Annotated in this window: 25 protein-coding genes; 10 read left to right on the top strand and 15 right to left on the bottom strand. The window is 38.6% G+C overall.

Translation table 11 applies throughout. The features are described 5' to 3' along the window. Positions 1–23 precede the first annotated feature (23 nt). Positions 24–596 carry an HTH-type transcriptional regulator Hpr gene (locus tag AC0VYJ_RS03310; protein WP_430246907.1) on the top strand — a complete coding sequence of 191 codons (573 nt, stop codon included), beginning with the start codon at positions 24–26 and terminating at the stop codon, positions 594–596. On the opposite strand, the gene AC0VYJ_RS03305 is transcribed toward AC0VYJ_RS03310, so the two are convergent. Then, positions 593–934, bottom strand: a complete 342-nt coding sequence (locus AC0VYJ_RS03305) for a DUF1878 family protein (protein ID WP_430246908.1) — start codon at positions 932–934, stop codon at positions 593–595. The genes AC0VYJ_RS03310 and AC0VYJ_RS03305 overlap by 4 nt on opposite strands. 235 nt (positions 935–1,169) lie before the next feature. Between AC0VYJ_RS03305 and AC0VYJ_RS03300 the strand changes: the two genes are divergently transcribed. Beyond that, a complete protein-coding gene (locus tag AC0VYJ_RS03300) occupies positions 1,170–1,715 on the top strand; it encodes a DUF3267 domain-containing protein (RefSeq protein ID WP_475366514.1) in 546 nt (181 codons plus the stop codon). 233 nt (positions 1,716–1,948) lie between these two features. Here AC0VYJ_RS03300 and AC0VYJ_RS03295 read toward each other — a convergent pair whose 3' ends face one another. Further along, positions 1,949–2,545, bottom strand: a complete 597-nt coding sequence (locus tag AC0VYJ_RS03295; protein ID WP_475366513.1) for a YpmS family protein — start codon at positions 2,543–2,545, stop codon at positions 1,949–1,951. 123 nt (positions 2,546–2,668) lie between these two features. Between AC0VYJ_RS03295 and AC0VYJ_RS03290 the strand changes: the two genes are divergently transcribed. Then, on the top strand, positions 2,669–2,851 hold the full coding sequence (locus tag AC0VYJ_RS03290) for a hypothetical protein (RefSeq protein WP_194220063.1): 183 nt from the start codon (positions 2,669–2,671) through the stop codon (positions 2,849–2,851). A gap of 262 nt (positions 2,852–3,113) precedes the next feature. Then, a complete protein-coding gene (locus tag AC0VYJ_RS03285; protein WP_475366512.1) occupies positions 3,114–4,040 on the top strand; it encodes a peptidylprolyl isomerase in 927 nt (308 codons plus the stop codon). Positions 4,041–4,085: 45 nt separating this feature from the next. Here the strand turns inward: AC0VYJ_RS03285 and AC0VYJ_RS03280 are convergent, their stop codons facing one another. From AC0VYJ_RS03280 to AC0VYJ_RS03240, 9 genes are all read right to left on the bottom strand, one after another. After that, complete coding sequence (locus AC0VYJ_RS03280; protein WP_283153030.1) at positions 4,086–4,364, bottom strand: sporulation YhaL family protein; 279 nt, start codon at positions 4,362–4,364, stop codon at positions 4,086–4,088. 89 nt (positions 4,365–4,453) lie between these two features. Further along, positions 4,454–5,731: an MDR family MFS transporter gene (locus AC0VYJ_RS03275; protein WP_430243200.1), complete on the bottom strand. Its 1,278-nt coding sequence runs from the start codon at positions 5,729–5,731 to the stop codon at positions 4,454–4,456. 147 nt (positions 5,732–5,878) lie between these two features. Continuing rightward, positions 5,879–6,847 (bottom strand): 3'-5' exoribonuclease YhaM, encoded by a 969-nt coding sequence (gene yhaM, locus AC0VYJ_RS03270; RefSeq protein WP_430243198.1) that lies wholly within the window; start codon positions 6,845–6,847, stop codon positions 5,879–5,881. A 57-nt stretch (positions 6,848–6,904) separates the two neighbouring features. Then, positions 6,905–8,272 carry a sensor histidine kinase gene (locus AC0VYJ_RS03265; protein ID WP_194220011.1) on the bottom strand — a complete coding sequence of 456 codons (1,368 nt, stop codon included), beginning with the start codon at positions 8,270–8,272 and terminating at the stop codon, positions 6,905–6,907. Then, positions 8,269–8,934: a response regulator transcription factor gene (locus tag AC0VYJ_RS03260; RefSeq protein WP_430243196.1), complete on the bottom strand. Its 666-nt coding sequence runs from the start codon at positions 8,932–8,934 to the stop codon at positions 8,269–8,271. The genes AC0VYJ_RS03265 and AC0VYJ_RS03260 overlap by 4 nt, the downstream gene beginning before the upstream one ends. A gap of 12 nt (positions 8,935–8,946) precedes the next feature. Further along, positions 8,947–11,730, bottom strand: a complete 2,784-nt coding sequence (locus AC0VYJ_RS03255; RefSeq protein ID WP_475366511.1) for an ATP-binding protein — start codon at positions 11,728–11,730, stop codon at positions 8,947–8,949. After that, positions 11,730–12,971, bottom strand: coding sequence for a metallophosphoesterase family protein (locus tag AC0VYJ_RS03250; protein WP_475366510.1), 1,242 nt, complete (start codon positions 12,969–12,971; stop codon positions 11,730–11,732). Before AC0VYJ_RS03250 ends, AC0VYJ_RS03255 begins: the two co-directional genes overlap by 1 nt. Positions 12,972–13,150: 179 nt before the next feature. Then, a complete protein-coding gene (locus tag AC0VYJ_RS03245) occupies positions 13,151–14,401 on the bottom strand; it encodes an ABC transporter permease (protein ID WP_475366509.1) in 1,251 nt (416 codons plus the stop codon). Further along, a complete protein-coding gene (locus AC0VYJ_RS03240; protein ID WP_475366508.1) occupies positions 14,394–15,290 on the bottom strand; it encodes an ABC transporter ATP-binding protein in 897 nt (298 codons plus the stop codon). Before AC0VYJ_RS03240 ends, AC0VYJ_RS03245 begins: the two co-directional genes overlap by 8 nt. Before the next feature lie 146 nt (positions 15,291–15,436). Here AC0VYJ_RS03240 and AC0VYJ_RS03235 point away from each other — a divergent pair, with 146 nt between their 5' ends. Continuing rightward, positions 15,437–15,622 (top strand): YhzD family protein, encoded by a 186-nt coding sequence (locus AC0VYJ_RS03235; RefSeq protein WP_194220017.1) that lies wholly within the window; start codon positions 15,437–15,439, stop codon positions 15,620–15,622. A 122-nt stretch (positions 15,623–15,744) separates the two neighbouring features. Here the strand turns inward: AC0VYJ_RS03235 and AC0VYJ_RS03230 are convergent, their stop codons facing one another. Both AC0VYJ_RS03230 and AC0VYJ_RS03225 read right to left on the bottom strand, forming a co-directional pair. Continuing rightward, positions 15,745–17,226 (bottom strand): aldehyde dehydrogenase family protein, encoded by a 1,482-nt coding sequence (locus tag AC0VYJ_RS03230; RefSeq protein WP_194220018.1) that lies wholly within the window; start codon positions 17,224–17,226, stop codon positions 15,745–15,747. Between the two features lie 164 nt (positions 17,227–17,390). Continuing rightward, entirely contained in the window at positions 17,391–18,242 is an 852-nt protein-coding gene (locus AC0VYJ_RS03225) for a Cof-type HAD-IIB family hydrolase (RefSeq protein WP_404684046.1), read from the bottom strand. Between the two features lie 195 nt (positions 18,243–18,437). Between AC0VYJ_RS03225 and AC0VYJ_RS03220 the strand changes: the two genes are divergently transcribed. Beyond that, positions 18,438–18,659 carry a hypothetical protein gene (locus AC0VYJ_RS03220; RefSeq protein ID WP_194220020.1) on the top strand — a complete coding sequence of 74 codons (222 nt, stop codon included), beginning with the start codon at positions 18,438–18,440 and terminating at the stop codon, positions 18,657–18,659. Positions 18,660–18,850: 191 nt separating this feature from the next. On the opposite strand, the gene AC0VYJ_RS03215 is transcribed toward AC0VYJ_RS03220, so the two are convergent. Both AC0VYJ_RS03215 and AC0VYJ_RS03210 read right to left on the bottom strand, forming a co-directional pair. After that, the gene (locus AC0VYJ_RS03215) at positions 18,851–19,219 is read right to left on the bottom strand and encodes a YlbF/YmcA family competence regulator (protein ID WP_194220021.1); all 369 of its coding nucleotides are present in this window, start codon (positions 19,217–19,219) and stop codon (positions 18,851–18,853) included. Positions 19,220–19,302: 83 nt separating this feature from the next. Beyond that, positions 19,303–20,445: a DUF445 domain-containing protein gene (locus tag AC0VYJ_RS03210; protein ID WP_475366507.1), complete on the bottom strand. Its 1,143-nt coding sequence runs from the start codon at positions 20,443–20,445 to the stop codon at positions 19,303–19,305. Between the two features lie 127 nt (positions 20,446–20,572). On the opposite strand from AC0VYJ_RS03210, the gene AC0VYJ_RS03205 reads away from it, so the two are divergent. Genes AC0VYJ_RS03205 through AC0VYJ_RS03190 form a run of 4 tightly spaced genes read left to right on the top strand, consistent with a single transcriptional unit; the run spans position 20,573 to position 25,535 of the window. After that, a complete protein-coding gene (locus tag AC0VYJ_RS03205; RefSeq protein ID WP_475366506.1) occupies positions 20,573–21,931 on the top strand; it encodes a YheC/YheD family endospore coat-associated protein in 1,359 nt (452 codons plus the stop codon). A 12-nt stretch (positions 21,932–21,943) separates the two neighbouring features. Next, positions 21,944–23,005, top strand: coding sequence for a YheC/YheD family endospore coat-associated protein (locus tag AC0VYJ_RS03200; RefSeq protein ID WP_430243180.1), 1,062 nt, complete (start codon positions 21,944–21,946; stop codon positions 23,003–23,005). Beyond that, positions 23,002–24,375 (top strand): YheC/YheD family endospore coat-associated protein, encoded by a 1,374-nt coding sequence (locus AC0VYJ_RS03195; RefSeq protein ID WP_430243179.1) that lies wholly within the window; start codon positions 23,002–23,004, stop codon positions 24,373–24,375. Before AC0VYJ_RS03200 ends, AC0VYJ_RS03195 begins: the two co-directional genes overlap by 4 nt. After that, on the top strand, positions 24,372–25,535 hold the full coding sequence (locus AC0VYJ_RS03190) for a YheC/YheD family endospore coat-associated protein (protein ID WP_475366505.1): 1,164 nt from the start codon (positions 24,372–24,374) through the stop codon (positions 25,533–25,535). The genes AC0VYJ_RS03195 and AC0VYJ_RS03190 overlap by 4 nt, the downstream gene beginning before the upstream one ends. Positions 25,536–25,553: the final 18 nt, after the last annotated feature.

The raw sequence follows: 25,553 nt of genomic DNA, 5'->3' as shown, positions 1-25,553 counted from the left end.
TCTAGTTGTAAAGGAGGGCATTTATGAAAGAAGAACAGGAAATTTCTATTCAAGAAGCAATGATTTTTAGCCATCGAATTGGCCAATTAAGCAAAGCACTTTGGAAATCTGTTGAGCGAGATTGGCAAGATTGGCTCAAGCCATTCGATCTCAATATTAATGAGCACCATATTCTTTCAATTGCTTATCATCTTGACGGCTCTTCAATATCAGATATTGCGAAGTTTGGCGTTATGCACGTCTCAACAGCGTTTAACTTTTCAAAAAAACTTGAATCTAGGTCTCTCCTCACATTCTCAAAAAAAGAGAATGATAAGCGAAATACATATGTACAGCTTACCGAAAAGGGAGAGAAGCTGCTTCAGGAAACATGGAAACATTATTCACCAAGTCGAGATAGTGTTTTGAAAGCTTCCATGCCGATTAGAGAACTATACGGTAAATTCCCTGAATTTACTGAGATGATGTGTGTCATTAAAGGCCTATATGGTGAAGACTTCATGGAAATCTTCCAAAAATCTTTCACCAAGCTTGAAAGTGAATTCTCTAGAGAACTCACTGAACAAGATGATAAAGAGCGCTCCAATCTTTTCTAACGATAAGGCGACACTTTTAATAGCGTCTCCATAAGTTCTCTATAAACCTCTTCTTGAGATTGCAGTGCTTTAATGGTTGAGAGGGGCTCCAATTTAATATTTAACATCCCTACGAAATGCGTGAGCAACGTGGAACGGTTCAAGAGACCCTCCTCGATCTGCTCATGCATTTTTTGGTTCACCTCTACGCATAATTGATATACTTCTGACACTTCTGACTCTGTCAGCCCTCTGTCAATCACAAGGCGGTAAAAGGGATAGTCTCCTTCCTCTTCCATCTTTGCAAGTAGGCGCATATGAAATTCAATTTTATCTAATCTTTTGTGGATAGCTTCCATCTGACTTAACTCCTTACTGTGCAATTAATAGTACTTATAGTTTAACGGAACGGGTTTTAAATTGAAATGTATTTTCCAGACTAATCCAGCGCGAAAAACCGCTGATTTTGTCAAAATAATTTTGACTAATTTCTTTCTAAAAAAACGTGTTGATTTCTTCCGAGAATCGCTGTACAGTATACGAGTATTCAATAAACATCAACTAAATTGAAAGCTACGAAAGCAGGTGATTCTTATGAATTGTTGGAAATCGATTTATCTACATCGCGAATTCGGTACACATCGATTAACGATTTTCTCGATGCTGTTAACCTTATTATACTTTATTGCGTTTTATCTTGTGTTCAGTATGTTATACCCGACAACAAAACATGCGATCGTACCAATTTTACCGTTTCTCGGTTCCTTAGCTGTCCTTTTCCCTATTCATAAGCTAATACACTGGCTTCCTTTAACAATAGCCGGATTAAAAGCAACAATGAAATTAGAAAAAGGATTTGTGATCGTACCGATGATGCGCTGTGAAACGTGCAGCCCAATTTCACGTAACCTCTTTTTAATTGCGGCACTTGCACCTGCGGTTTCGATTACGACCGCAGCTATAATTGCGTCAGTTTATATGCCAGCTTATGTATCGTTCTTCTCGATCCTAGCAGCTATAAATCTTGGGTTTAGCTTTAGTGACTTCCTTTACGCTTCTCAGGTGCTCCGTGCACCGAAGAATGCTTATGTTGAGGATCGAAGTGAAGGTTTCCATATTCTTATTAAACGGGCTTCTTAATAACTAATCTGACACTCTATTAAACAATAGACTTCAGAGAGAAAGAATAAAATATGATGCCCCTAATAGATTAGCTATACAACAATAATTGCTCGATTTTGAGCTCATTAACATAGCTAATAGAATAAAAACAGAGCGCTGAAATTCAGCGCTCTGTTCTTTTGGATTGGCCACTAGGTCAGCAGTATTGAATTCTTATGAGACTTCCTTCATAATAATATTAGGACAAGGAACTAATTAATAGGATAGTAAGCATCGAAAACAATTTCATCATTAGGAAGATCGAATGATTTAGCCCTTAGTTTCATATCATTCTTCAATTCTAATTCGCTTACAGCCATGTAGATTGTCCCTTCATCAGAATCAATTGTTATTTCAGGCGGCAATGATGCCTGCTTTTTTATAAAAGAAAGAACTTTATCACTTGGGAGTTCAAGCAAACCAATTTGAAAAGATTTTTCTTTTAATAAAAGGTCACCATTTGGCTGTACCTGTGGCTCAAACTTAAGAAAAAAATCAACTTTACGATCAAAAATCGTCACATACCCCTGGAAAGTTGCAAGTTCATCAAGGTTTACATTATAACCGATGTTCTCCTGTTTCTCGCTATACTTTTCAAGTTCTCGATTGATGATCTCGTTCAATTCATCTTTTTTCATCTGGATGGAAAAGGTTGTTTCAAAAGGTTCTTCTGTGTTTTTCTCATTTGAGAGTTTGGCAATTTCACTTTCAGGAAAATAGTATTGATAGAATCCTACTATTCCTGCGAAGATGAGAATGACGGCAGCGAAGAGAATGATAAAGGCCGCCTTCCATCGGTTTTTAAACATTTGAACAGCTCCTTATGGGACGAATATTTTCCATGATACTACGGATCGAAAGATAAGTTAAAGTAAACCGTTATATATTTCTTCGAATTATCGAATTGGACTCTGGGAGGTACTGAAATGACCATGATTGGAATATTCTTCATCCTATTTGCGACTTTCATTCTAGTCACATTTAATTCAATGACAAATGCACTATGCTTGAAGAAAAACATTCCTGAAGAAAAACAGCCTAATGTATTTAGAACCATTAACGTTCTTATTACTATTTTGCTCATTTCTTCATATGTAGAAGTTTTATTCACTTAGAATCTTAGGTAGCCTATTACCTAACGAACGATTGAAAAAGATGAGGCCAAATGCCTCATCTTTTTTTAGTGGTTTTAACCCGGTTAGGGAATCACACTGTATTCTCGCTTTTATTATATCAATTTCCCATAAAATTCGCCTGTTTTGTGTAATTTTTCTCATATTTCCAATTGAATTTAACTTCACTTATCTTTCTATGCTATAGTATTAACTGTATCACAATTTTGTTAAATTTAACTAACCCTTTAGGAGTGTATGTTTGATGAAAAAAATGTTCATAATGCTTTCTGCATTGATCGCCCTACTCGCGATATCTGCTTGTAGCAATGACTCTGCGGATAATTCAGAAGCCGTAGTCGAAACAAGTGCTGGAGATGTTACAAAGGAAGAGTTCTATCAAGCGTTAAAAGATCAATCTGGTGAAGCAGTATTAAGTGACCTTGTCCAAACTAAAATTCTTGAAGATAAATATGATGTAACCGATAAAGAAGTCGATGCAGAACTTGATAAAATTAAAGAAAACTTTGAAACCGATGAACAACTTGAACAAGCCCTTCAATCAAATGGTTACAAAGACCTTGAACAATTCAAAGTTGATGTACGTAAGCAGCTATTAGCTCAAAAAGCTGCAACTGAGGGAGTAGAAGTTTCAGATGAGAAGCTAAAAGAATTCTACGATGAAAACAAAAACCTTTTCACTGAACTAGAAGCGAGCCATATTTTAGTTGACGATGAAGACACTGCTAAAGAAGTTCAAAAGAAATTGGAAGATGGCGGCGATTTCGCTGAGCTTGCCAAAGAGTATTCTAAAGATGGATCTGCTGAAAACGGTGGCGATCTTGGCGTCTTCAAAAAAGGCGACATGGTTGCTGAGTTTGAAGAAGCAGCCTTTGCATTGAAAGAGGGCGAAGTAAGTGATATCGTCCAATCACAATTTGGGTATCACATTATTAAGCTAAAGAAGAAAACGGTGATGCCGTTTGAAGATGCTAAAGAACAAGTTGAAGAACAATATATGTTACAAAACGCAAAAGATGTTCCAACTGTAATCGATGAGCTTATTAAAGAGTCTGATATTAAAGTAAAAGACGATCAGTTTGAAGATCTCTTTAAAGTCGAAGAAGCTGCTGACGAACCAGCTGATGACAGTGCTAACACTGAAGAAGAGTCCAAAGAGTCAAATGAATAAATAAAAAAAACGAAAGAGCTAAATTAGCTCTTTCGTTTTTTTTATTTAGTGTTCTGTTATACGCTGTTTCCTCCGCTCCCGCTCTTCTTCCATTCTCTCCACATATACTCGTCCTTCTTCTTCAATATGGATCTGATCGATTTTTTTCTCTTCAGCCGTCAATTGCATCGTTTTATAACCGCTGTAAACAATCCCCGCTAGTACAAAATAGAGCCACCAGGGAAATGAAGAGAATACTCCCGATAACGTTGAAGACACTTCTGTAAGCTGAAATAGACTAAGAATCAATAGAAATCCAAGAAGTATAAGAACACTCTTTCTCACCTAAAGCACTTCCTTTCCTTCTTTCGTACAAGCTCCATTAATTACTACAATTTATGAGCAAAGATCGTGATTTATTCCTCCTAGAAGAATTATGATTGCCCGTACGCTCCCTGTTTACTTCGCATATCAAACATTACATAATAGATAACTCCCGCAATGATCGCAAGGAAACTAATGAGATAGAAAGTCCATTGAAACCCTAGGAGAGCTGTGAGCGGGATGGCAGCTGGTGCAAGAGTTCTTCCAATTGTAAAGCGAAGACTTGCAGCCGCAAAATACTGCCCGCGCATATTTTCCGGTGCCAAGCGTGATACAAAACCCTCTTGAATACCCACAACCATCAGTTCTCCCATCGTAAATACAAGCATCGCAATGGCAAGTAGCCAAACGGACGTTACATGACCAAATAAAATCATGCTGACAGCATAAATCATGCAGGAGAAAATAAAGACGTTACGTTCTTTGAATTTACTCATTTTAGTCGTCATAAACACTGTTAATAGAGCAACTAATAACCCATTTTCTGAAATAAGCCAACTAAAAATGCGATTTCCGTCTGCAGTAATGACTGTATTAAAGAAGGTTAACACTGGTTGGTCAGGTACTTTTTCACTCAAATAAACGGCAATTAATAAGTCCATCTGCATAAACGTTTGTGCTACTAGTATTCCAGCAAGTATAAATAAAAGAAAGACCTTATCTTTAACAATGATTCGATAATCTTGAAGCTGATCCCAAATAAACCTTGTCCATTTTACAGATGAATCTGAAACGAGACTGTTTTCTCTTTTCTCTGGTGCTGTTTCACGAACGTAGATTGCAATCAATGCCGCGACGGCGAAACTGACAATAGAAGCGATAAGAAGTAAAGGGAATCGATGTTGAAAGAAAAAAAGACCGCCTAATATTGGCCCTACAACAACAGAAATATTTAAAGCTGTATAGAAAACGGCAAAAACCGTATTACGATCTTTTTCCGCCACAACATCTGCCACCATTGCGTGACTAGCTGGCCAATACAATGACCCAAATACCCCAAGAATGGAGAAGCTAATGAACGTTAGCATTGGTGAAACAAGCCATGGGGAGTTTGCGAAAGCAAATACGACAAAGGTGAGTCCTTGACCCACTGCAGAGATAAACATCATTTTCTTTCGTCCATACTGATCTGCACAATATCCTCCTACTAAGTTAGCTACAACAGCAACAACCTGTGATAAAACAAGTAAGAGTCCGGCCATTCCTTTGCCAAAGGACTCCGAAAAGTAAATAGCCATAAACGGGAAGAACATCCAAAAAAGAATGTTCATCATCCCTTCACCCAAAAGCCGTATCTTTAAATTCCGATCCCAATCTTTTATTCTCATGTACTTCCTCCACTATGCATGTATCCTAAGGCTAAGTTAGTAAATTGAATGGATACTTGGCTTGCTTATACGCTTACAATTAACGTAACATGACCATAAAAAAAGAGAAACGGCTCATAGAGCACATTTCTCTTGGATTTGCCTGTTTTATTTTTTCGAGCTATCAATAGTACTCATTTTAGGCTTGTAGAATGAACGATTATCAAGTGCAAACACTCGATCAGTAAATTCGCCAGGTTCTACTTTATCAAGAGCTCTATCGAGCATATTCATTTTCGCATCAATGTTATCAATCATATGCAGCATTTCTGCTTCACGAATCATAGGAGGTTTAGGACTCCCCCAATCCGCTTTTCCATGATGACTTAAGATAAGATGTTGAAGAAGCATCACTTCTTCACCGTCAATTTCTAATTCTTTTGCAGCCTGACCGATTTCATTAACCATGATGGAAATATGGCCAAGTAATTTCCCTTCATTCGTATAGCTTGCTGCAATGGATCCGGACAGTTCAACTACTTTTCCAAGATCATGGAGGATTATCCCACCATATAGCAGATCCGTATCTAGAGAAGGATAAAGATTCGCTAACGACTTGGCAATATCAAGCATCGAAACAACATGATAGGATAAGCCTGACACAAATTCATGGTGATTTTTCGTTGCTGCAGGAAAAGTCAGAAAGTCATTTTGGTGTTTTTTCACAAGGTGACGTGTAATCCGTTGTATGTTTGGATTACGCATTTCAAATACATATTGCGTCACTTTCTCCATGATTTCGTTCATCTCAAGAGGTGCCGTTTCAACGAAATCACCCACCTTGACTTGATCCATGTCTGTTGCGAGACGTATCGCTTTAATTCTAAGCTGATTGCGTCCACGGTAGCTTGTCACGTCTCCTTTTACCTTGATGATCTGCTGAGCATCAAAGCTTTCTTCATCGTCTGGAGAAGCATCCCAGAGCTTTGCTTCAATATCTCCAGATTTATCTTGAAGAATTAAAGTAAGGAAAGGTTTTCCGTTACTTGCTACACCTTTTACTGATGATTTAATTAATAAGTAGTGATCAACTTGATCTCCTACGCGATAATGTCCGATTCCTTTGAATTCCTTCATCTTTCCACCTCCGGGGCAAAATGTATTTACCTAGTATAGCATAGCCCTAATACATCATTAGGACCTTTCGCTTCGTTTTTTTGGCAATATAATTGAGAAAACAACACCATGGTCCAAGTTCGCCACTTCAGCTTTACCTGAGTGACGTTCAGCAATTTTCTTTACAATAGCTAGACCAATCCCAAATTGACCTTTATCCCCTTTTTGGAAAGGTTCAAACAACTGCTCTTTTTCTACCTTTTGAAACGAAATTTCTTCTCCATCATTAAACACTTCTAGTATGATGGTTTCATCCCTCTGGATTGCATTTAAGTGAATTTCGCTTTTCGCATACCGCAATGCATTTTGAACAAGATTGTCCATAGCAGTTAACATCTGTTCGTGAACAGCCATCAACTCAACATTTTCACCAGATATTGTAAACGTCACATCTTCACGCTGGTACATGAATCGTTCACGAATCTCTTCAGCAAGAACCCCAAATCGAAATGGTTCCCAGTTTCCCTCAGGTTCATCAATGGAATCTAGTTTAATATAAGTAAGCATCCCTTTTACCCTTTGATCCATCCGATCAGACTCATTTAGGATAATTGTCATTGTATTATCAAGAGAATCTGGCATTACGCCATCTTTAATGGATTGGGCATAACTTTTAATGATCATAATTGGTGTTTTCAATTCATGAGAGGCATGCTGTATAAACGTTTTCTGAGCCTTATCATACCTCATTAAGTTCTGTCTCATTGATTCAAATTGATTGGAAAGCTTCTGGAACTCTTCATCACCTTCCCACTTGAAAGGTTCTTTCCAATTGCGGTTAGCAATTTGATCGAAGCGTTCTCCGAGAACGGTTAGTGGTCTCCGTAAATACCTTGCAATCCACGCTGCAGGCAAAAGACTAAGCAATAATGCAAAAAGCAAAATAATGATAAGTCTAAACCAGAGGCGATCAATCATTTGATTACGATACGTGTCCCACATATAAGAGATAAAGTACGCTTCTTGTCCGTTAACATCTACTTTAGATATCACATAAAACAAGGATGCCTGATTATTATACGTTAACTCATAGCGCCCCTTCTCTTCTTTCTGATCAAGTGCGTTTTTACGCATTTCGATAATTACTTCATCAGGTATGGGGTCTCCCTGCAATGGTCCACTATAAAGTCTTGTAATCAACGTATGGCCAACCGAACGCTCCGCGTCTCTTCGTTCAATAAAATCTTGATCCGTTTGAGGAGGAAGTGGCCCGTCTTGATCCGGAAACGTATATCGCTGCTGCTCACTTTCAATAATCTGATATGTCTCTTCAGTTAGCGTGCCTTTAATGGAGAGAGGGTAGATCACCGCAATCACTACCCCAACAAGCAGAACAAGAATCATAAATGAGAGCCAGATTCGTTTCGTTAAATTTAAGCGAATCATGTAATCAACCGATAACCAAGGCCGTATGACGTTTCAAGGTTCATGCGTGGCATTTTCTTTCTTACTCGTCTAATCACATCGTCAACAGCACGATCTGACCCCACATAATCATCCCCCCATACCTGAACGAGAATTTGTTCACGGGATAAGGTTTGATTCACATGCTCGACTAGGAAAAGAATTAAATCCATTTCCTTCGTCGTTAATTCAACTGGCTCTCCTCGATCAAGTACTTTTCTCGATACCGGATCTATTTCATACTCCACAATCTCAAACCTTTTCTGGGAAGATTGTTGGTACACTCTCTTTAATAATTTTTTGGCGCGAATAATAAGTTCTCTCGGCATAAATGGTTTAGCAATATAGTCATCGCTTCCTAATTCCAATCCTACAATACGATCTAGATCCTCATCTCTCGCAGAAATGAAAATAACCGGTACGTCGTCTTCAGCTTTTATTTTCTTTAATAACTCATACCCATCTATCCCAGGTAGCATGATATCTAGAATCCACAGGTGGCAAGATTCGTGAATACTCTCAAGTGCTTCCTCACCACTCATAAACGCTTTAACTTGAAACCCTTCTTTTTCCATATACGTTTTTAAGATTTGCACTAGATTTTCTTCATCTTCAACTAAATGTATTTTATAAACTTCTTCCATAAGATCACCTCATTAGATTGTCCCTTTTTTTGTGGAAGCTGGCGACGGATCAAGTATGTGAATCCTGTCATCTATCCCAACTGTTGTAGATGAATGACACGTTAATAAAATAACCTGATTGTCTTTTGAAAATCTTTTAATAAATGCTTTCGCAACATCAGTTCTTTTTTCATCAAAGTTCACAAAGATGTCATCGAGAAAAATAGGCATCTGAACTGTCGAAATAGACGCAAGCGAAAGTCTTATACAAAGGTATAACTGCTCTGCCGTGCCTCTACTTAACTCAGACGGCTTGTATGCTCGGCCGTCCACGTTCAGCACTCGAAATTTATTACCTTCTACAGGAGGATAAATAGCTGTATACCGACCTTCTGTGATTATGTTGAAATAGCTCTCTGCTTTCTTTATGACCGCGGGGAGACGTTCTTCCTGATACCTTGCCTTCGCCCTCGTTAGAAAATCAGATGCTACCTTCAGTACAGACCATTTCCACGCAAGAGAATTAATCTCATCTTCCTTCTGCTGACGCTGTAAGAGAAGTTCTTCGTAAGTTCCATCTTCTGTTAAGAGACGAATTTGTTCGTTTTCACTTGCAATCTGTTGATAAAGACCTTGCTGCTTTTTCATAATAGAAGTCTCTTCGTGCTCCAGCTGTTCACGATGATATTCGATTTCTTCCACCGTAGTATGCTCCACGAACGATTCATCACTTAATTGGGAAGTAATCGTTGCGAGCTGTCGTTTAAGCTCTTGTGCTTCTTTATGAGCCTTTCCCTTCACACGAAACGCTTCCTCATTATCTTCACCTGCTAAGCGCATCAGCTTGTTCATTTCATCATTACAGCTTTGCCACTTTTCGGTTCCCCCACCAAGCTGCTCTTCAAGTTCTTGAAGCTTGTTTGTTGCGAGGTCTATGTCTCTCATTAATTCTCTTTGTTCCTCTGCCTTCTGCAGCAATAGCTGTATCGCTTTATCAGGCTCCTGGTAGGAAACATTTGCACGCTCGCATAGTTTCTTTATTCTATCTTCAACTACCGTTAAACTGTAGTCAAGATCTTCTATTTGCTGCTGCTTTTGATTTCGTTCCGTCTGAACCTTCTTAATTGACCCAATCCTATCAAAAGCATCAAGCAATGAATCGGTAGGAATGTACTCAGGAAAAGGATGAATCGTTCTCCACTCTTTCAACTTATCATCAAGTTGATACCTTTCTGCTTCCCACAAGTCTACTTTTTCAGCTGCTTTCAAATAGGTTCGATTAAGGCGATCGACCTGGTCTTTTAATGACTCAGCTTGTCTCCTCAACTCTCTATCGCGAATAAGCACCTCATCTTCACTCTTCGTCTCAGTACTTTTAGAGGTCATTCTCATTAAAATGGCACCACCCACCACTATAGCCGCTGCTACAAAACCAAGCAGCCAACTTTCATAAATGCCAAGAATAATAAAGACTAATAACGCGACAGCTATCATCCCAAACGACCACTTCTGATTAGTAGAAGACGATTGTTCTTTTTCTAACCTTTCCCGATCTTTCGGTGAAAGAAGGCGTGTTTTCAGACGATTATACTCATTCTCCTCTTTCTCCAGTTCATCTCGTGCAGAAAGAAAAGCTTCCTGAATATACTGGTATTTCTGATCAGAAAGCTGATAGGACGCCACCAATTGTTTGAGACTCTCACGTCCAGTAAAGGTCGGATGGATGGACTTAAGAGCTTCTTCAGTCTGACCAAATTCCATTAGCTCTGATTCTAAAGTTGTATTAAGTGAGCGTATCTCACTCTGCAGTCTTCTTCTTTCTTCTGCTCTCCCACGATAAAGAATCATTTCTTCATTCCAATAAGATACCTCTTGTAAGAACGCATTCGAATCAGGAAGCAACTGAGCGTGATGAATATCATTTTCTAGTCGTTCTTTTCGTTTCTTTAACCCTTCTAATTCCCCAGAAAGAAGAACAGCTTGTTCTTTCCATTTATCCATTCTTATAAGTCCTTCTTCAGGAAAAGGATGAAACTCAGGAAGATTCTCGATCTCTTCTTCAAGTCTTTTTTTCTCATTCAATAAAGGAATGATATGCTTCTCACGCTCAAGCTTTCGCTGCTCATTTTGGATAAATTGCAACCGCTCAGCATTTTCTTGAACTTTTATTTCTAACTCCTTTGTCTTTTTGATAAGTTCATTGTAGTTCTCATTTTTCTTTTCCCATTCGTTTGTTTTCTTCTTTAAAGATTCGTAGGATTCCACATCTTGATTGAGTTGAGGTTTTCTTCCTCCAGGCTTAAAAATTTCACCCTGCCACTTGTCAAAATTCTTTTCAATTTCAAGTAATGAAGCTCCACCGCTCATTCCTGCTTCATAAAGGACTTGATTCCACGCTTCTTCATCATAATGATGATCATTATTTAAAGTTGTAAGGTTACAAAAGAAAATTTGTCTAAAACTAGCTCGATTCATTCCTTTTAAGAGCTTTTTTAAATCATCACTATTTCCTGAAGTACCATCTCGAAAATAGATATAAAGATTTTCAGAATTCCTATCCCTCGTCCGTTCAATTCTAAATGCTTCACCACTTTCTTCTACAAAGAGACTACCTCCAAAACGCGAGAGATGATTCATTTCATAATAGTTCTCCTGCCTGCTAGGAAAACCGAATAAAACATATTCAATAAAAGAGATAAGTGTAGATTTCCCTGCCTCATTCTCTCCAAAGATAAGCTGAAGTTCAGTTGAAACGTCTTCGATTTCGTAATTCTCAAATTTACCAAACCCGTAAATTGTTAGACCGAGTAACCTCATTAACTCTCACCACCTTTTGACTCAATGAGATATGTAAGTAATAGCTCTTCAGCTTCTTTTATTAATTGTTGCTCGTCTTCAATGGGGTGTAGAGCTTTTCTAGCTCGTCTATGTTCAAATAGCGGAGCTAACGCTTCTTTCATTTGGGAATGCTCGTACTGATCAGAGGTAAATAAAATATCCTGTAAAAATCCATTCTGCTGTTTTAAATTCTCGCGATCCCAGAGTGGCATTGATTTTAGTGTGAATTTATATGGCCAAACAAATCCTTCGTCTTCCATTTCTCTATTAAGTTGTAGCGTCTGCAATATATCTTCTAAATGATCCCCATGTATTAACTCTGAATGTATCGGACTATTGCCAACTAATTCAAGATTAATGAAATGTCCTCCAGTAGAGAAAATTTCCTGGTTCAAAATTTCTTCACAGTTATTTAAAAGATCTTGGATCGTATCACACTGTCCAATATCAATAATAGACTTGTGCCAGGTTACATCAGCGGTTTGATGAAAAACAAGCGATGGCTCAGAATCGCTTAACTTTACAACATAACACCCTTTTTCACCACGTTCTTTCGAGTGTGCTCCTTGTATATTACCGGGATAAACAATAAAGGGCTCTTCTGATAGTATTGCTCTCTGATGAATATGCCCAAGAGCCCAGTAATCAAATTTCTTATTCATTAGTTCAGTTATTGTGAATGGAGCATAGGAAGAATGTTCTGTTTGTCCTTCTAAATTCCCATGAAGCATTCCGATCTGGAAACTCTCTTCATCTACCCTTTCATATGCACTTACCATTTTCTCATTCACATGACGCGTGGGATAGCTAAAGCCATGAATATATGCGATTGGTGTCTGATCTCTGTTATACGAAACCGATTCTACTTCCGCTCCAAAAAAATAACTTGTATCTGGCCACGTTAAATCAACCCATTCTCCATCTAGCGCATCGTGATTTCCATGAGAAAGATAGCTATAAATGCCTGCCTCATCCAATCTTTTCAATTGTTGTAATAAAATCATCTGTGCTTTCAAGCTACGATAGCTACTATCAAATAAATCTCCTGCAAACAGCACAAAATCTACCCGTTGATTAATAGCAATATCAACGATTGTTCGTAATGAACGATAGGCACTTTCTCGAACAAACTCATGGATGGATTTAGGTAACTGATTTGTACCGGAAAATGGTCTGTCTAAATGAAGATCCGCGCAGTGCAGAAAGGTTACTTCTTTCATCACTCATCTCCCTTTCTAATGCTCTCTATCTCTCATTTTACCATAATCAAACGAGCGCACGTTCGCACGATTCCGCTTTTTCTCATTCAATGATTTTATACTCATCATGCGACAAGAAAAAAAAGAAAAGTCCCGGGAACTAAAGTTCCGGAACTTTCTAGATTGTTAGTTGAAAGCTATTACTCACGTCGTGATAGCTTTAACGCTTTGCCTATATCTTTTAAAGAAGATGATTTCCCATACATGAGAACACCACCTCTGTAAACTTTCGCCCCGATGATTGCAAAAAACACAATCGATCCAATTAGGAGTGCAAGACTAATGGCTACTTCCCAGAATGGAATGGAGAGCATACCTACCCGTAAGAACATCACTACTGGTGTAAAGAAGGGAATGAAGGACGAAATGGTGACAAATGTAGAAGACGGCGTACTTAGTCCAAACATCGCAATAAAGAAAGCGATGATAATGAGAAACTGGACTGGCATAATCATTTGCTGAACTTCTTCTGCTCTACTAACGAGTGAGCCTACCATTGCAAGAATCGTCGCATACAGTAAATAGCCAAGAATAAAGAATACGATCGCATAAATGATGAGTGAAGCTGAAAGGTTACTAAAATTAAGAAAGGATAGGAAACCTGCTTCTGCGAGCTCATCTTCCTGCATTTGCATAAAGAGGTACCCACTTGCAATAATGATCGCATATTGTGTTAAACCGAGTAAGGCAATTCCAAGTATTTTCCCAAACATTTGCTTGACTGGCGAAACGCTTGAAATTAAGATTTCCATTACTCTCGATGATTTCTCTGTCGCCACTTCCACAGCAACCATATTTCCATAGAAAATCACTGAAAAATAGATGACGAATAGAAGTACATAAACGAACACTCTTGCTTGATTTAATTCATCTTCTGTCTTTGCTCCTTTTTCGAGTGCAACTTTTTGAAACTGGACAGGTTGGTCGATTTCACTAAGCTGCTCCTGAGTAACCCCTGCTTTCTCAGCAGCAATTGTACTCTTCAATTGCTGAAGTGCTGATTCAAGAACTTGTGGAGTGACTTGTTCTGCTACTGTCTCCGCTTTATAAAGGGCCGTCGGTTCGGAATTTTCGTTTTCTTTAAGAATCAAATAGCTATCGAGATCACCCTCTTCAATAGCCTGTTCGGCTTTTTCTTCAGAGCCATCGAATTTTTCTAATACAATATCAGATTCCATCATCTTCATTTGGTTTTCAAGTTGTGTATAATACGAAGCTGTATCGATGACTCCCACTCGATCCGCTTCACTCGAATCGAAATTATCTATAATGGTCGAAAGATTTGTAATGAGAAAGATCATAAGTAGCGTAATAACCGTTGTAATAATAAATGCCTTGGACTTCAGTCGATTTAAATATGTTTGGGAGAGGACAATAAGAAATTTATTCATATGCCGCACCCACTTTCTCAATAAAGATATCGTTTAATGACGGCTCCTCTAGTTCAAACTTTCTAACAAACCCTTTGTTCATCAACTCGTGTAAAACCTTCTGAGAAACTTGCTCATTTGCTATTTGAACAGTGCTATAATTCATTCCTTGCTTTATGTGATGAACCCCTTCAATATTTTCTAGAAATGTTAGATCAAAATCAACGTCAATGATAATGTTTTTCTTACCATAAGAACGCTTGATTTCTTTTAAGTTCCCAGAAACAACTGCTTTTCCTTTATGTAGTATACAAAGATGCTCACAAAGTTCTTCCACATGCTCCATTCGGTGACTAGAAAACAAGATCGTTGTTCCTGCATTCTTTAAATCAAGAACAGCTTCTTTCAACACTTCCACATTTACTGGATCCAGCCCGCTAAATGGCTCATCAAGAATGAGAAGCTCTGGCTTATGAATAACTGCTGCAATAAATTGTATTTTTTGCTGATTTCCTTTTGATAATTCTTCTACCTTTTTATCAAGATATTCTGGCACATTGAAACGATCAAGCCATATAACAATTTCTTTCTCAATATCAGCTTTCTTCATCCCACGTAACTTGCCAAGATAAATTAATTGATCTTTCACTTTCATCTTTGGATAAAGACCGCGTTCTTCAGGTAAATAGCCAATTAAATGGCTTGAATCATAAGATATTTCTTCTTTCTTCCAGCTAATCGTTCCATTTGTTTGATCAATGAGGCGTAATAGCATTCGAAATGTTGTTGTCTTACCCGCTCCGTTACCTCCAAGTAACCCAAAAATCTCATTCTCAGGAATTGATAAATTAAGTCCTTCTACTGCTGTAAAAGGTCCGAATCTTTTTGATACATTCTGAAATTCGAGCATAGCTTCCCCCTTTATATTGACATTCATTACATGAAAAATAGCTTCCCAACTAGTATAACGTTTCGTTTTCTCAAAAGATTCGTTTTTTCCAAAAATAAGTGACAAGAAATTATTACATCGGTAAACTAAAAGGAGGAGGCGATAATATGGAAAAGTACATTATCACGGCATTCGAAAAAAGCGGAGAGACTGTTCTAGATGAAAGCTTTGATGCACAGGATGACAAAGAAGCAAAAAAAGTTGGCGAAGAACTCTTAAAGCAAAAAGGTTTTGAAAACCATACGGCACGAGTTGTATCCTCTGCTGGTAAATTAATCGTATTAAAAAGATAGCGCTATCATATTTTTATTTTCTGATGATTAGCTGATCGAATTGAAACTTTGGAAGTACTTCACCTAAGAATAGAACATTAAAAAGAACCGCCCGTCCGTAAAGGACGAGCGGTTTTCTTCTGTTATTTTAAGTTAATCCAAACGCTCTTCACTTCTGTGTAATTATTTAGTGCATAGGAGCCCATTTCTCTTCCCATACCAGATTGCTTATAGCCACCAAATGGAGAAGCCGCATCAAATGCATTATAGCAATTCACCCAAACAGTACCAGCTTTAATTTTGTTTGCAACATAGTGTGCGGACTTGAGGTTCTCTGTCCATAGTCCAGCAGCTAGTCCATAATTCGAAGCATTCGCTCGCTCGATTACTTCATCAAGGTCTTCAAACGGCATTGCGGCTACTACTGGTCCAAAGATTTCCTCTTTTGCAATGGTCATTTTATCATCCACATCAGAGAAAATCGTAGGTTGGACATAATATCCCTTATCGTAAGGAACCTGTCCTCCAGTAAGTAACTCAGCACCTTCATCCTGCCCTTTTGAAATATAGCTCATTACGCGTTCATGCTGCTCAGCGGATACGAGTGGTCCCATTTGCGTTTCAGGATCCAATCCTGCTCCCTGCTTGATCTTTTGACTATGACTCACTAAATCAGCCATCACATTATCATAGGCTTTCTTTTGTACGAATAGTCTTGATCCAGCACAGCAAACCTGTCCTTGATTAAACATAATACCGCTTAACGCGCCTGGTATCGCTTTTGTCATATCAGCATCTGGTAAAATAATATTTGGTGATTTACCTCCCAGCTCAAGCGTCACTCGCTTCAAATCATTCGAAGCCTGGTTCATAATATACTTACCTACATCAGTTGATCCTGTAAATGCAATTTTATCTACATTTGGATGCTTAACTAGTGCATCACCTGCTGTTTCACCGTACCCTGGTACGACGTTCACAACGCCTTCAGGGAATCCAGCTTCCTCCATCAGCTGCGCTAGATATAGAGCTGAAAGTGGTGTTTGCTCCGCAGGTTTAAGAACAACGGTACACCCCGTCGCTAAAGCTGCTCCAAGCTTCCATGCCGCCATAAGTAGAGGGAAATTCCATGGAATGATTTGTCCAACAACCCCTAAGGCCTCATGACGTGTGTAATTAAAATATGGTCCATTAACGGGAATGGTTTGTCCCATAATTTTTGTTGACCAGCCAGCGTAGTATCTAAAGTGCTCAATCGCTAGTGGTACATCGGCATTCTGCGTTTCACGAATCGGCTTTCCGTTATCAAGCGTATCAAGCATGGCAAGTTCTTCTTTATTTTCTTCCATTAAATCAGCAAGCTTATAAATTAATCGGCTTCTAGCTGACGCAGACATGCGCGACCACGGACCACTGTCGAAAGCTTTACGAGCTGCCATAACGGCTTCATCAATATCTTCTTTCACGGCTTCACTAACTGTTGCAAGCACTTCACCAGTTGAGGGGTTTAGGGTATCAAATGTTCTTCCTGATAACGAATCCTTCCATTGACCATTAATATAAAGTTTTTTCGTTCCTTTCAGAAATTCAGTCACCTTTGGATTCAAGTCGAGTAATTTTTGCATACTATCCCTCCAGAATTCAAAATTATCAAACATTATACATATTAGCGGTTTTTTCGTGAAAGCCTTTTCATTTTGTTAAAATGATTCAAAAGTAACATAAAAAACGCCTTCATTCCCCATAAATCGCCAGGGTTCGATGAAGGCGTCTATATTCTCTTTAACCATTACCTTTTTAATTGAACTCGCATTTGTCTTCTAAAAACTTCTTTAACCATGTAGGATACGCCCTGTTGATCATTTGAGCGGGTTACCCAATCCGCAAGTCGTTTTAGCTCATAAGAAGCATTTCCCATCGCGACACCAAGGCCTGCTTGACGAATCATTTCAGCATCACAATCCGCATCGCCAATTACCACCATTTGATCGACAGATACTCCTAATTTCTCTCCTAAAATGCGCAATCCTTTTGCTTTTGAGACGCCTTTTGGAATGATTCCAAAATTACATTTTGTCGATCGAACAACCGAAATAGAAGGAATTCGCTCTTCTAACAGGAGACGGGCTTCCTCTCTTTCTTCTTCATTAAAGAAATGAGCGTCAATTTTCGGAGGGGATAAATCTTTCTTTTCGAGATACTCACTTAAGGTTTCAACAAAGTTCACGGGGTAGAATAATGGATCTCCTATTCCGAGCGTCATTTTAGCAGATAAGTAATGATTATGCTTTACGCGATTACCAACGGCTAATCGTTCATGAATAATGCGAATATGGCAGTCAAATCCTTCAAGGATCTTAACAATCTCACGAACATCTTGATTGGGTATTCTCTCTTCATAAACCGGTTCTTCAACCTCTTCAGCAATAAACGCGCCGCTATGAGTAACGAGCATCACATCATCTAACTTCACCGCCTTTGCAATTTTCTTAGCAGATGCAAAGTTGCGACTAGTCGTTAGCGTAACGTAAACTCCCTTTTCTCTCACATAGCTAATAGCGTCCTTTGTTTCCTTATCAATTTTATGATTGGATCTAAGCAAAGTCCCATCAATATCTAAGGCAAGAAGTTGATAGACCATTCGGATCCCTCCTGTGTAAAAAGTAGTCCTTATAACACTTATCTCTATGACTCGTAATTCTTGTCTTATCACTTAAATTTATGATAATGACATGTTTGGATGAATTTGGCGTTTAGAATACGGACACCGTGGGAAGTTTTAATATGAAACTAGTTTATTACAAATAGATTACAAATAACGAAAGGGGTTTTACTTATGACCAAAGGAAAAGAGAGAATCAGGTTTGACTGCACAGGAGAATTCAATGAACCACACATTTACAAATGCTCTGAATGTGATCATGAATTTCGAGGTACTATTGGAGGAAATGAGAAAAGAGAACTTCAATTAAATTGTCCTGAGTGCGCCATTGAAGAAACGATCATTTCGCAACCAACTCAATTTGAAGTTGTTGGCGTAATAGAAAACGCTTCATAGTCCTTATTTTTTTATATTTTAATACCACCTCTCTCATTTTGTGCTTATTCGATTGAAGCATTTGTTTCACTCGAATAAACCCAAAATCACACAGCAACAAAGGTTATACGCTAACTTACTTCTTATGAACAAGTAATCGGTACTATGAATACAAAAAACGGTTCACCCAATTGGGTGAACCGTTTTTTGTATTATTGCTGAACGTCTTCTTCAGGGCTACCGTAAAGGTCCTCTAGAGGCTTCGTTACGATTTTGTTGATGTCCTGAATAACCTGGCTCATGCGCTGCTCTTGTTGCATCAACTGAGAAATCACTTCATGCTGCTGAACAAGTTCAACTTGTTGTTGAGCCGTTTGAGCTTCTTCCTCTGTGATCTGTTGACCACTCATTTGCTTTTGTTGAAGCTCCATTTGCATGTTACGGAAGTTATCAAAAAGTTTCTTTGCTACTTCATCCTGGTTTACCTGATCATATAATTCTTTAAGCTTTGTGTAGTCCTCGTGCTCACGCATTGCGCTTTCTAATTCGTATGCTACGTCGTAAAGATTTTTCTCTGCCATTGTATATACCTCCTTAGTAAATGAGGATTATTTCGCTCTCATAACCCTGTACTTCCCCACTATAACAAAGACTGACACGAAATTCATCCAATAAGGGTAATGATTACTCCTTGAATTAAACCAATCATTCCTCCGAGCACAGCTCCAAGGTACGTGATCATCTTAAATTCACGACGTGAAATCGAAAGAACCATCTCTTCAAGACGTCCAACAGAGAACGTCTCCACCTGACTTTTCACTACGTCTGCCAGGTGTAGTTGTTCCATGAGTGGCTGGAGATTCTGACTGAGATACTGACCAGCAGCATCTACTAGTCGTGGAACTATGTCTTCAACAATACGCTCCTTATATGGATCAACTGCTTCCGATAGACTAAGATTCAGAACGTGATTAATTGGGAGTTCATTCACAATGAGATCTGTTACCTCTTTGACAAGTTCTTCTGAATTAAATTTATCTTCAAACGCTGCAAATTTCGTTTCTTTAAGCGAATTCCACTCTTTCTCAAGCATCGTTATGATAACATTTTGAATATCGTCTTGCTTAAGAAGACGAAGTAACTCAGGCTGTACTTTATCTACTAGTCTTGTGTTTGTAAAAAACATGTTAATCATGCTTCCAAGCGTTCCTCGATCTGCAAGATAACGGTCGATCATAACAGAAAGCTTATGCTTGCCCTCAGCAGAAGCAATGTAATCACTAATTTTTGTTAAAACGAGATCAGCAATTGGTTCAATTGAGCTATCAATTCTCATTTGCATTTTTTCCGGAAGAATCTCAGCTAGTTCTTTATTTTTCAAATCCAATAGTTTCTTTTCAATTTTCCCATTGATGTAGGAGCTTGCATTGGCTCTAATATCTTTGGCTGGATCCTCTAGATGAAGTCCTTTCTTTAAAAGTGTTTCAATTTTCTCATCAGACTCTAAAAGTTTAAGAACTTCTTTTTGCGCATATTCAATCATCGTACGCTTGAATACTGGATCGTTCATTTTTTGCTGTATTCCCTCAGCCGTTAGAAGATGTTCAACGACCATTTTACCTAGCTGGACTGCCAGCTCATCTCTACGTTTTGGAATTAATCCTGGGGTAAATGGAACTTTCCACTTCCCTATATAACGAGCTTCATATGGCCTAAATAGCATTTTAATAGCTAACGAATTTGTAAACCCACCTATAACAGCGCCAATGGCAATCATAAATAGGATCGTTATGATAATGGACGACATCGTACCTCAACCTTTCTATTTCTCACGTTCACATAGTAAACTCCATCTTCATAGTATACGATATCCGCTATTGCCTATCCAGTTAAAGGAAGGTAAAAAAAGAAAAAACGTTGAACGAGGGTCTTGAATGAAACATACTGAAAAGATTATTTTACAACCAGAGAATTCAACCTCAGCTCAATCTAATCATACCCTTTCCATTCCAGAAAACATCGCCTCAAAATGGAAGCTTTCAGATACATCACTTAGACTTCGATGTGGCGTGCTTGAGGAATTTGTAACAGTCAAGGTCTATCGCACTTCATCAAGTCATACCGTATATTGTTCACCCGAACTACTAGCTTCTCTGTCTCTTCCAAATCAATCTCTTCCGATTACACTTACCTATAGTCATCAGCAACAAATGCTCTCAATCGGTCCTATTTTCTGTCTTGCGATTAACATTTCTAGACTGAAAGAAACACCATTCGGATCCTATACGGAATTCTGTAAAGAAGTCGCAGAATACTGCGAAGAGCATCATATTCTGTTCTATGTTTACACACTAAAACCGTGGAGTGACACTAAAGTCTCGGGTATGATTTGGAACCAACGTGACTGGGTAGAAGCCACGCTACCCATCCCTTCTGTCATCTATAATCGAATTCATTCGAGAAAGCTTGAGAAATCCGTTTACATTCAACAATTAAAAACCTATTGGCGTGATCAACAGATCCCCTATTTTAATGAATCCTTTCTTGATAAATGGGATGTTCATCAGAAGTTACTTTCTTACGATGAAGTCGCACCCTATCTTCCTGAAACGGTTTTGTTAGAGACAATCGACGATATTCATTTCATGATCGATAAATACCCTATCCTTTATTTGAAACCTTTAAATGGAAGTCAGGGAAAACATATTTTTCGAATCACTCAGAAAGATGATCTCTATTACCTTGATTACTCAAGCTTTAATGGCAATCAAACGCTCACGTCACATTCGCTTCAAAACATTTATACGACCATTCGCTCACGATCTAAAACGATTCCTTATCTTATTCAACAAGGCATTCCCCTAATTGAGGTCAATGGATGCCCCGTTGATTTCCGCATTTTATGCTTGAAAGGTATTGGAGACAAGTGGTCAGTTGTCTCAGCCGTTTCGCGCGTTTCTAGAACAAATGACCAGTTCGTATCCAATATTGCACGCGGCGCGTTACTAAAAAAGTTTGATGAGGGGCTCACCCCCTTAGAGGATTCAATGAAAAGACAAATGAAGCGAATCCTTCCCGAATTGGCCTGTGAGATTTCACAGATCATTGATCGTGAAAGTGAAGGAGTATTTGCGGAGCTTGGAATCGACATGTCTTCTGATAAAAATGGTCACCCCTGGATCATTGAAGTGAACACAAAACCTTCCAAGACTTCTGAAGGAATCACACCAAGTACCTATCGCCCATCGGTTAAAGCACTTATCCGCTTAATTAACTGGTACACGTCATCTTAAAAGGAGCAAGGTATGACATCACTTGGTATTTTACAACGTTCGCTCCAACATGAAGGAGATTACCTTTCTAAATTAGGTGAAGCAGGATCCACTTCTGGATTTAACGTCTATCGTTTTTCTCCAGATCAGCACTTTAGAAATAGTCTTCTAGGAATGAAATACGATCCAAAGACAAAAAAATGGCTGGAAACAAATTTTCCGATTCCTGATTTTATTTATGATCGCTGCTTCCATAATGGTCTCATAACAGAAATGGAAGCCTCCTTTATTAAGTGGTTAAAAAACGAGTCTAACGCTACTTTTCTAGGACACGGGTTACCAGGAAAATGGGCGATATACAAACAATTAAAGCAAAAGCCATTTATAAATCGGCACCTTCCACAAACAGTTAAGCTTCAGCCTGCTACTAGCGCTAGCGTTATATCCGATTTATTAACGAAGCACGAGAAGGTCGTTCTAAAACCAGTGGTAGGTTCTCAAGGAAATGGGTTAATGCTCCTTACCCGAAATCAAAATCAAGTTGATGTTCAAATCAATCATAATGGGAACGTCCTTCATCATACTTATGATACAACCAGTTCTTTCCTCAAAATAATGAGGAGAATTCAAAACCAGCGTGACTATATAGCCCAAGAATGGCTTTCTTTACTTGACCAAAACAACCGACCTTTTGATCGAAGAGTGGTAATGAAGAAAACGTCGATCGAAAGTTGGAAGGAGATTGGCCGTGCTACGCGCGTAGGGAGTTCTGACTCTTTTGTATCTAATTTGCATAGTGGTGGCTCTATTCAAAGTGATCACAAGCTCTCTATTCCAGAAACTGTTCTCCAAGCCGCAGATCAAAAGATTAATCTCCTCTCCCGTTGTATTGCTACTAACCTCGAGAGTACATTTCCTCCGTTGTTTGAACTTGGACTTGATTTCGGAATTGACCGAAGTGGTAAAGTCTGGTTACTTGAAGCCAACTCTAAACCTGGACACAAAGCCATTCAACCATACGATTCTTTACATTTTATACCGTTTCAATATTGCCGGTCTCTCATGAATGAGAAGAAAGGGGTTATCGAATCATGAACACGATTCTTCCATTAAAAAAGGACATTAATTCTCAAGGGAATTTCTATGTTCCTCCAACAAAGTTTAAGGAATGGGTTGACCAAGTTTCTTTTCCGAATCAACTTTGCTTTGGGTCAAGACGCTCATTCTGCACGGTTTCTCCTCACCCTAGTAACAAAGAAGAATACCTTATTTCAGAAGACTTATGGAAAATATTAGGTGTTCCTGAAGAAATGTCTGTTCACCTTTTCGAAAAAGGAAATTCTCTTCATATTGGACCTTTAGTAGGTATTTTCACTGCAGGATTTACTAAGGATAGTATGAGACCTATCGGAGAGCGCAGTATGTATTTTGCCAAGCTACTATCCGCTACCTCTAAGTGTGGTGCTTTTGGCTTTGCATTTGGTGCTCATCATATTGATTGGAAAACGGGAAGCATCAAAGGATTAATGTATAACAAGCGAGGATGGTACAGAGTAACTGTTCCCATTCCTGATGTTGTATACGATCGACTACCGAATCGAAGCTCAGCAAGCATCGAACAAGTAAGCACTACAATGGAGAAACTTCAATCTCAATATTTCACTCCCTGGTTTAACCCAGGATTTTTCGATAAATGGACGATGTTCGAAAAGCTACGTGAAGACTCAATCGTTAAGCCGTATTTACCTGAAACTGTATTAAGTCCTAAGAGCGCCATAATCTCACGTATGTTAAAGGATTACGAACAGATCTTTATTAAGCCTGCCAACGGTAGTCTTGGGCTTGGGATTCAACAAATTCTAAAGCCAGCCGATGAGAAGTATTATTATTGCAGGTTCAGAACGGACAAAGAAAATCGTCTAAGAAGATATACCTCTCTTGCACGCCTTCTTAAAACCCAATATCCAAACGGCATGAACGGTTTAATTGCTCAACAAGGAATTGACTTACATCGGATTAATCAGCGTTCCATGGATTATCGTGTTCATACAAACAAAAACAAAGAGGGGAAATGGGAAGTTAGTGCGATCGCTGCAAAGATTGCAGGAGCTGGAAGTTTAACCACTCACATGGCTTCTAACGGAACAGTTAAAACAATTGGAGAGCTCACTTCTGAATTTGGTATTAAAAAACAAGTTGAAACAGATTTAATGGAAGCTTCCCTGCTACTAAGTCGTGCCATCGATAAAAGAGTTTCAGGCTTTATTGGCGAAATTGGATTTGACCTCGGGATTACAAAAGAAGGGGACATTTATTTATTTGAAGCAAATTCAAAACCTGGAAGAGGCATTTTTGCCCATCCGAGATTGAAAGCGGAAGAAGCCAAAACGAGAACATTACCAATGGAATACGCGATCTTTTTAGCAAGATCCACCATTGAAAAACAGCTGGTTACACCAGTATGATCGAATTATTTTACAGTAGAGAAAATAATCGGTGGCATCAAAAAAGTAGCTATCAATATGTATATTGGGGGAAAGAGCCATCCAGGCTCTCTCCCTCTCCTGCTTTCTCTTCTTCTATTGTAAAGCTTCAAACTCCTCATGATGCCATTCGACCTCTTGTTGGCATTCTGGCAGGGTCTAACTTACATCACCATTTCAGTGGCAATGCTGCGATCTTCAAATCCATTCAAAAGGAATTGACTAATTCCGGAGGGCTTTCGTTTGTTTTTACACCTGACGACATTTATCCCTCATATATCAATGGCTATCTCTATGATGCTACATCTCAAAAATGGACAGGTTTTCGCTTCCCATATCCTAATATTGTGTACAATCGAATTCCTGACAGGGCAGAAGAACGCATTCCAAAAGTGAGATCTTTTTTCAACTTGTTGAAGTTAAAAGGCATTCCATTTTTTAACCGATCTTTTTTCCTCAAAAATGAAATACTCGATCACTTAGCTGAGAATGAAGCATTAATGCATCACATTCCAGAAACAGCTTGCTTTACAGATGCGAATCTTAATACATTTCTAAAAACATATTCATCTATTTTCTGCAAACCTGCATCTGGAAGCAAAGGTAGAGGAATATTTAAAGTTAAAACTGTTAAGTCCGGTTTTCTATTCACCGATCACGAAAACACTCGTTTCTTTCCAAATCTCGCCTTAGTTAAAGAACACGTCACTCCCTTAATTCATGAGCAATATTTGATCCAACGTGAAATTGATCTCGCAACTCATAATGAATATCCTTATGATTTTAGAATTCTTTTGCAAAAACCATTAAAAAGTTGGCAGGTCACAGGTATCGGCATAAGAGCTGCACAGAATAACAGCCTGACGACTCATGTTCCAAGAGGAGGAAAAATCCTCCCTTTTCATAAGGTGGCCAACAATGACGATGAAATTCGGGTAAGAGAGCTCGCTATTCGCACTGCAGAATCACTTGAAGAAAAAGAAAAGATGCTTGAATGCTCCTTGGACATTGGTAAAGATAGCGAAGGACATTTCTGGATTTTTGAAGCGAATTCGAAACCAATGCGTTTTGATGAACCACTTATTCATCAAGCATTTATACGTTCTCTCCTCACTTCTTTTCGAACGTATTCTGCGTATTAGCTTCCTATGTTATGATGA

It is taken from the genome of Anaerobacillus sp. 63XJN7_5_ISO-PGPR-S23-430 (assembly GCF_056173695.1).
Note: the sequence above shows the minus strand (reverse complement) of the source record. Positions and strands in the feature narration are given on the sequence as shown.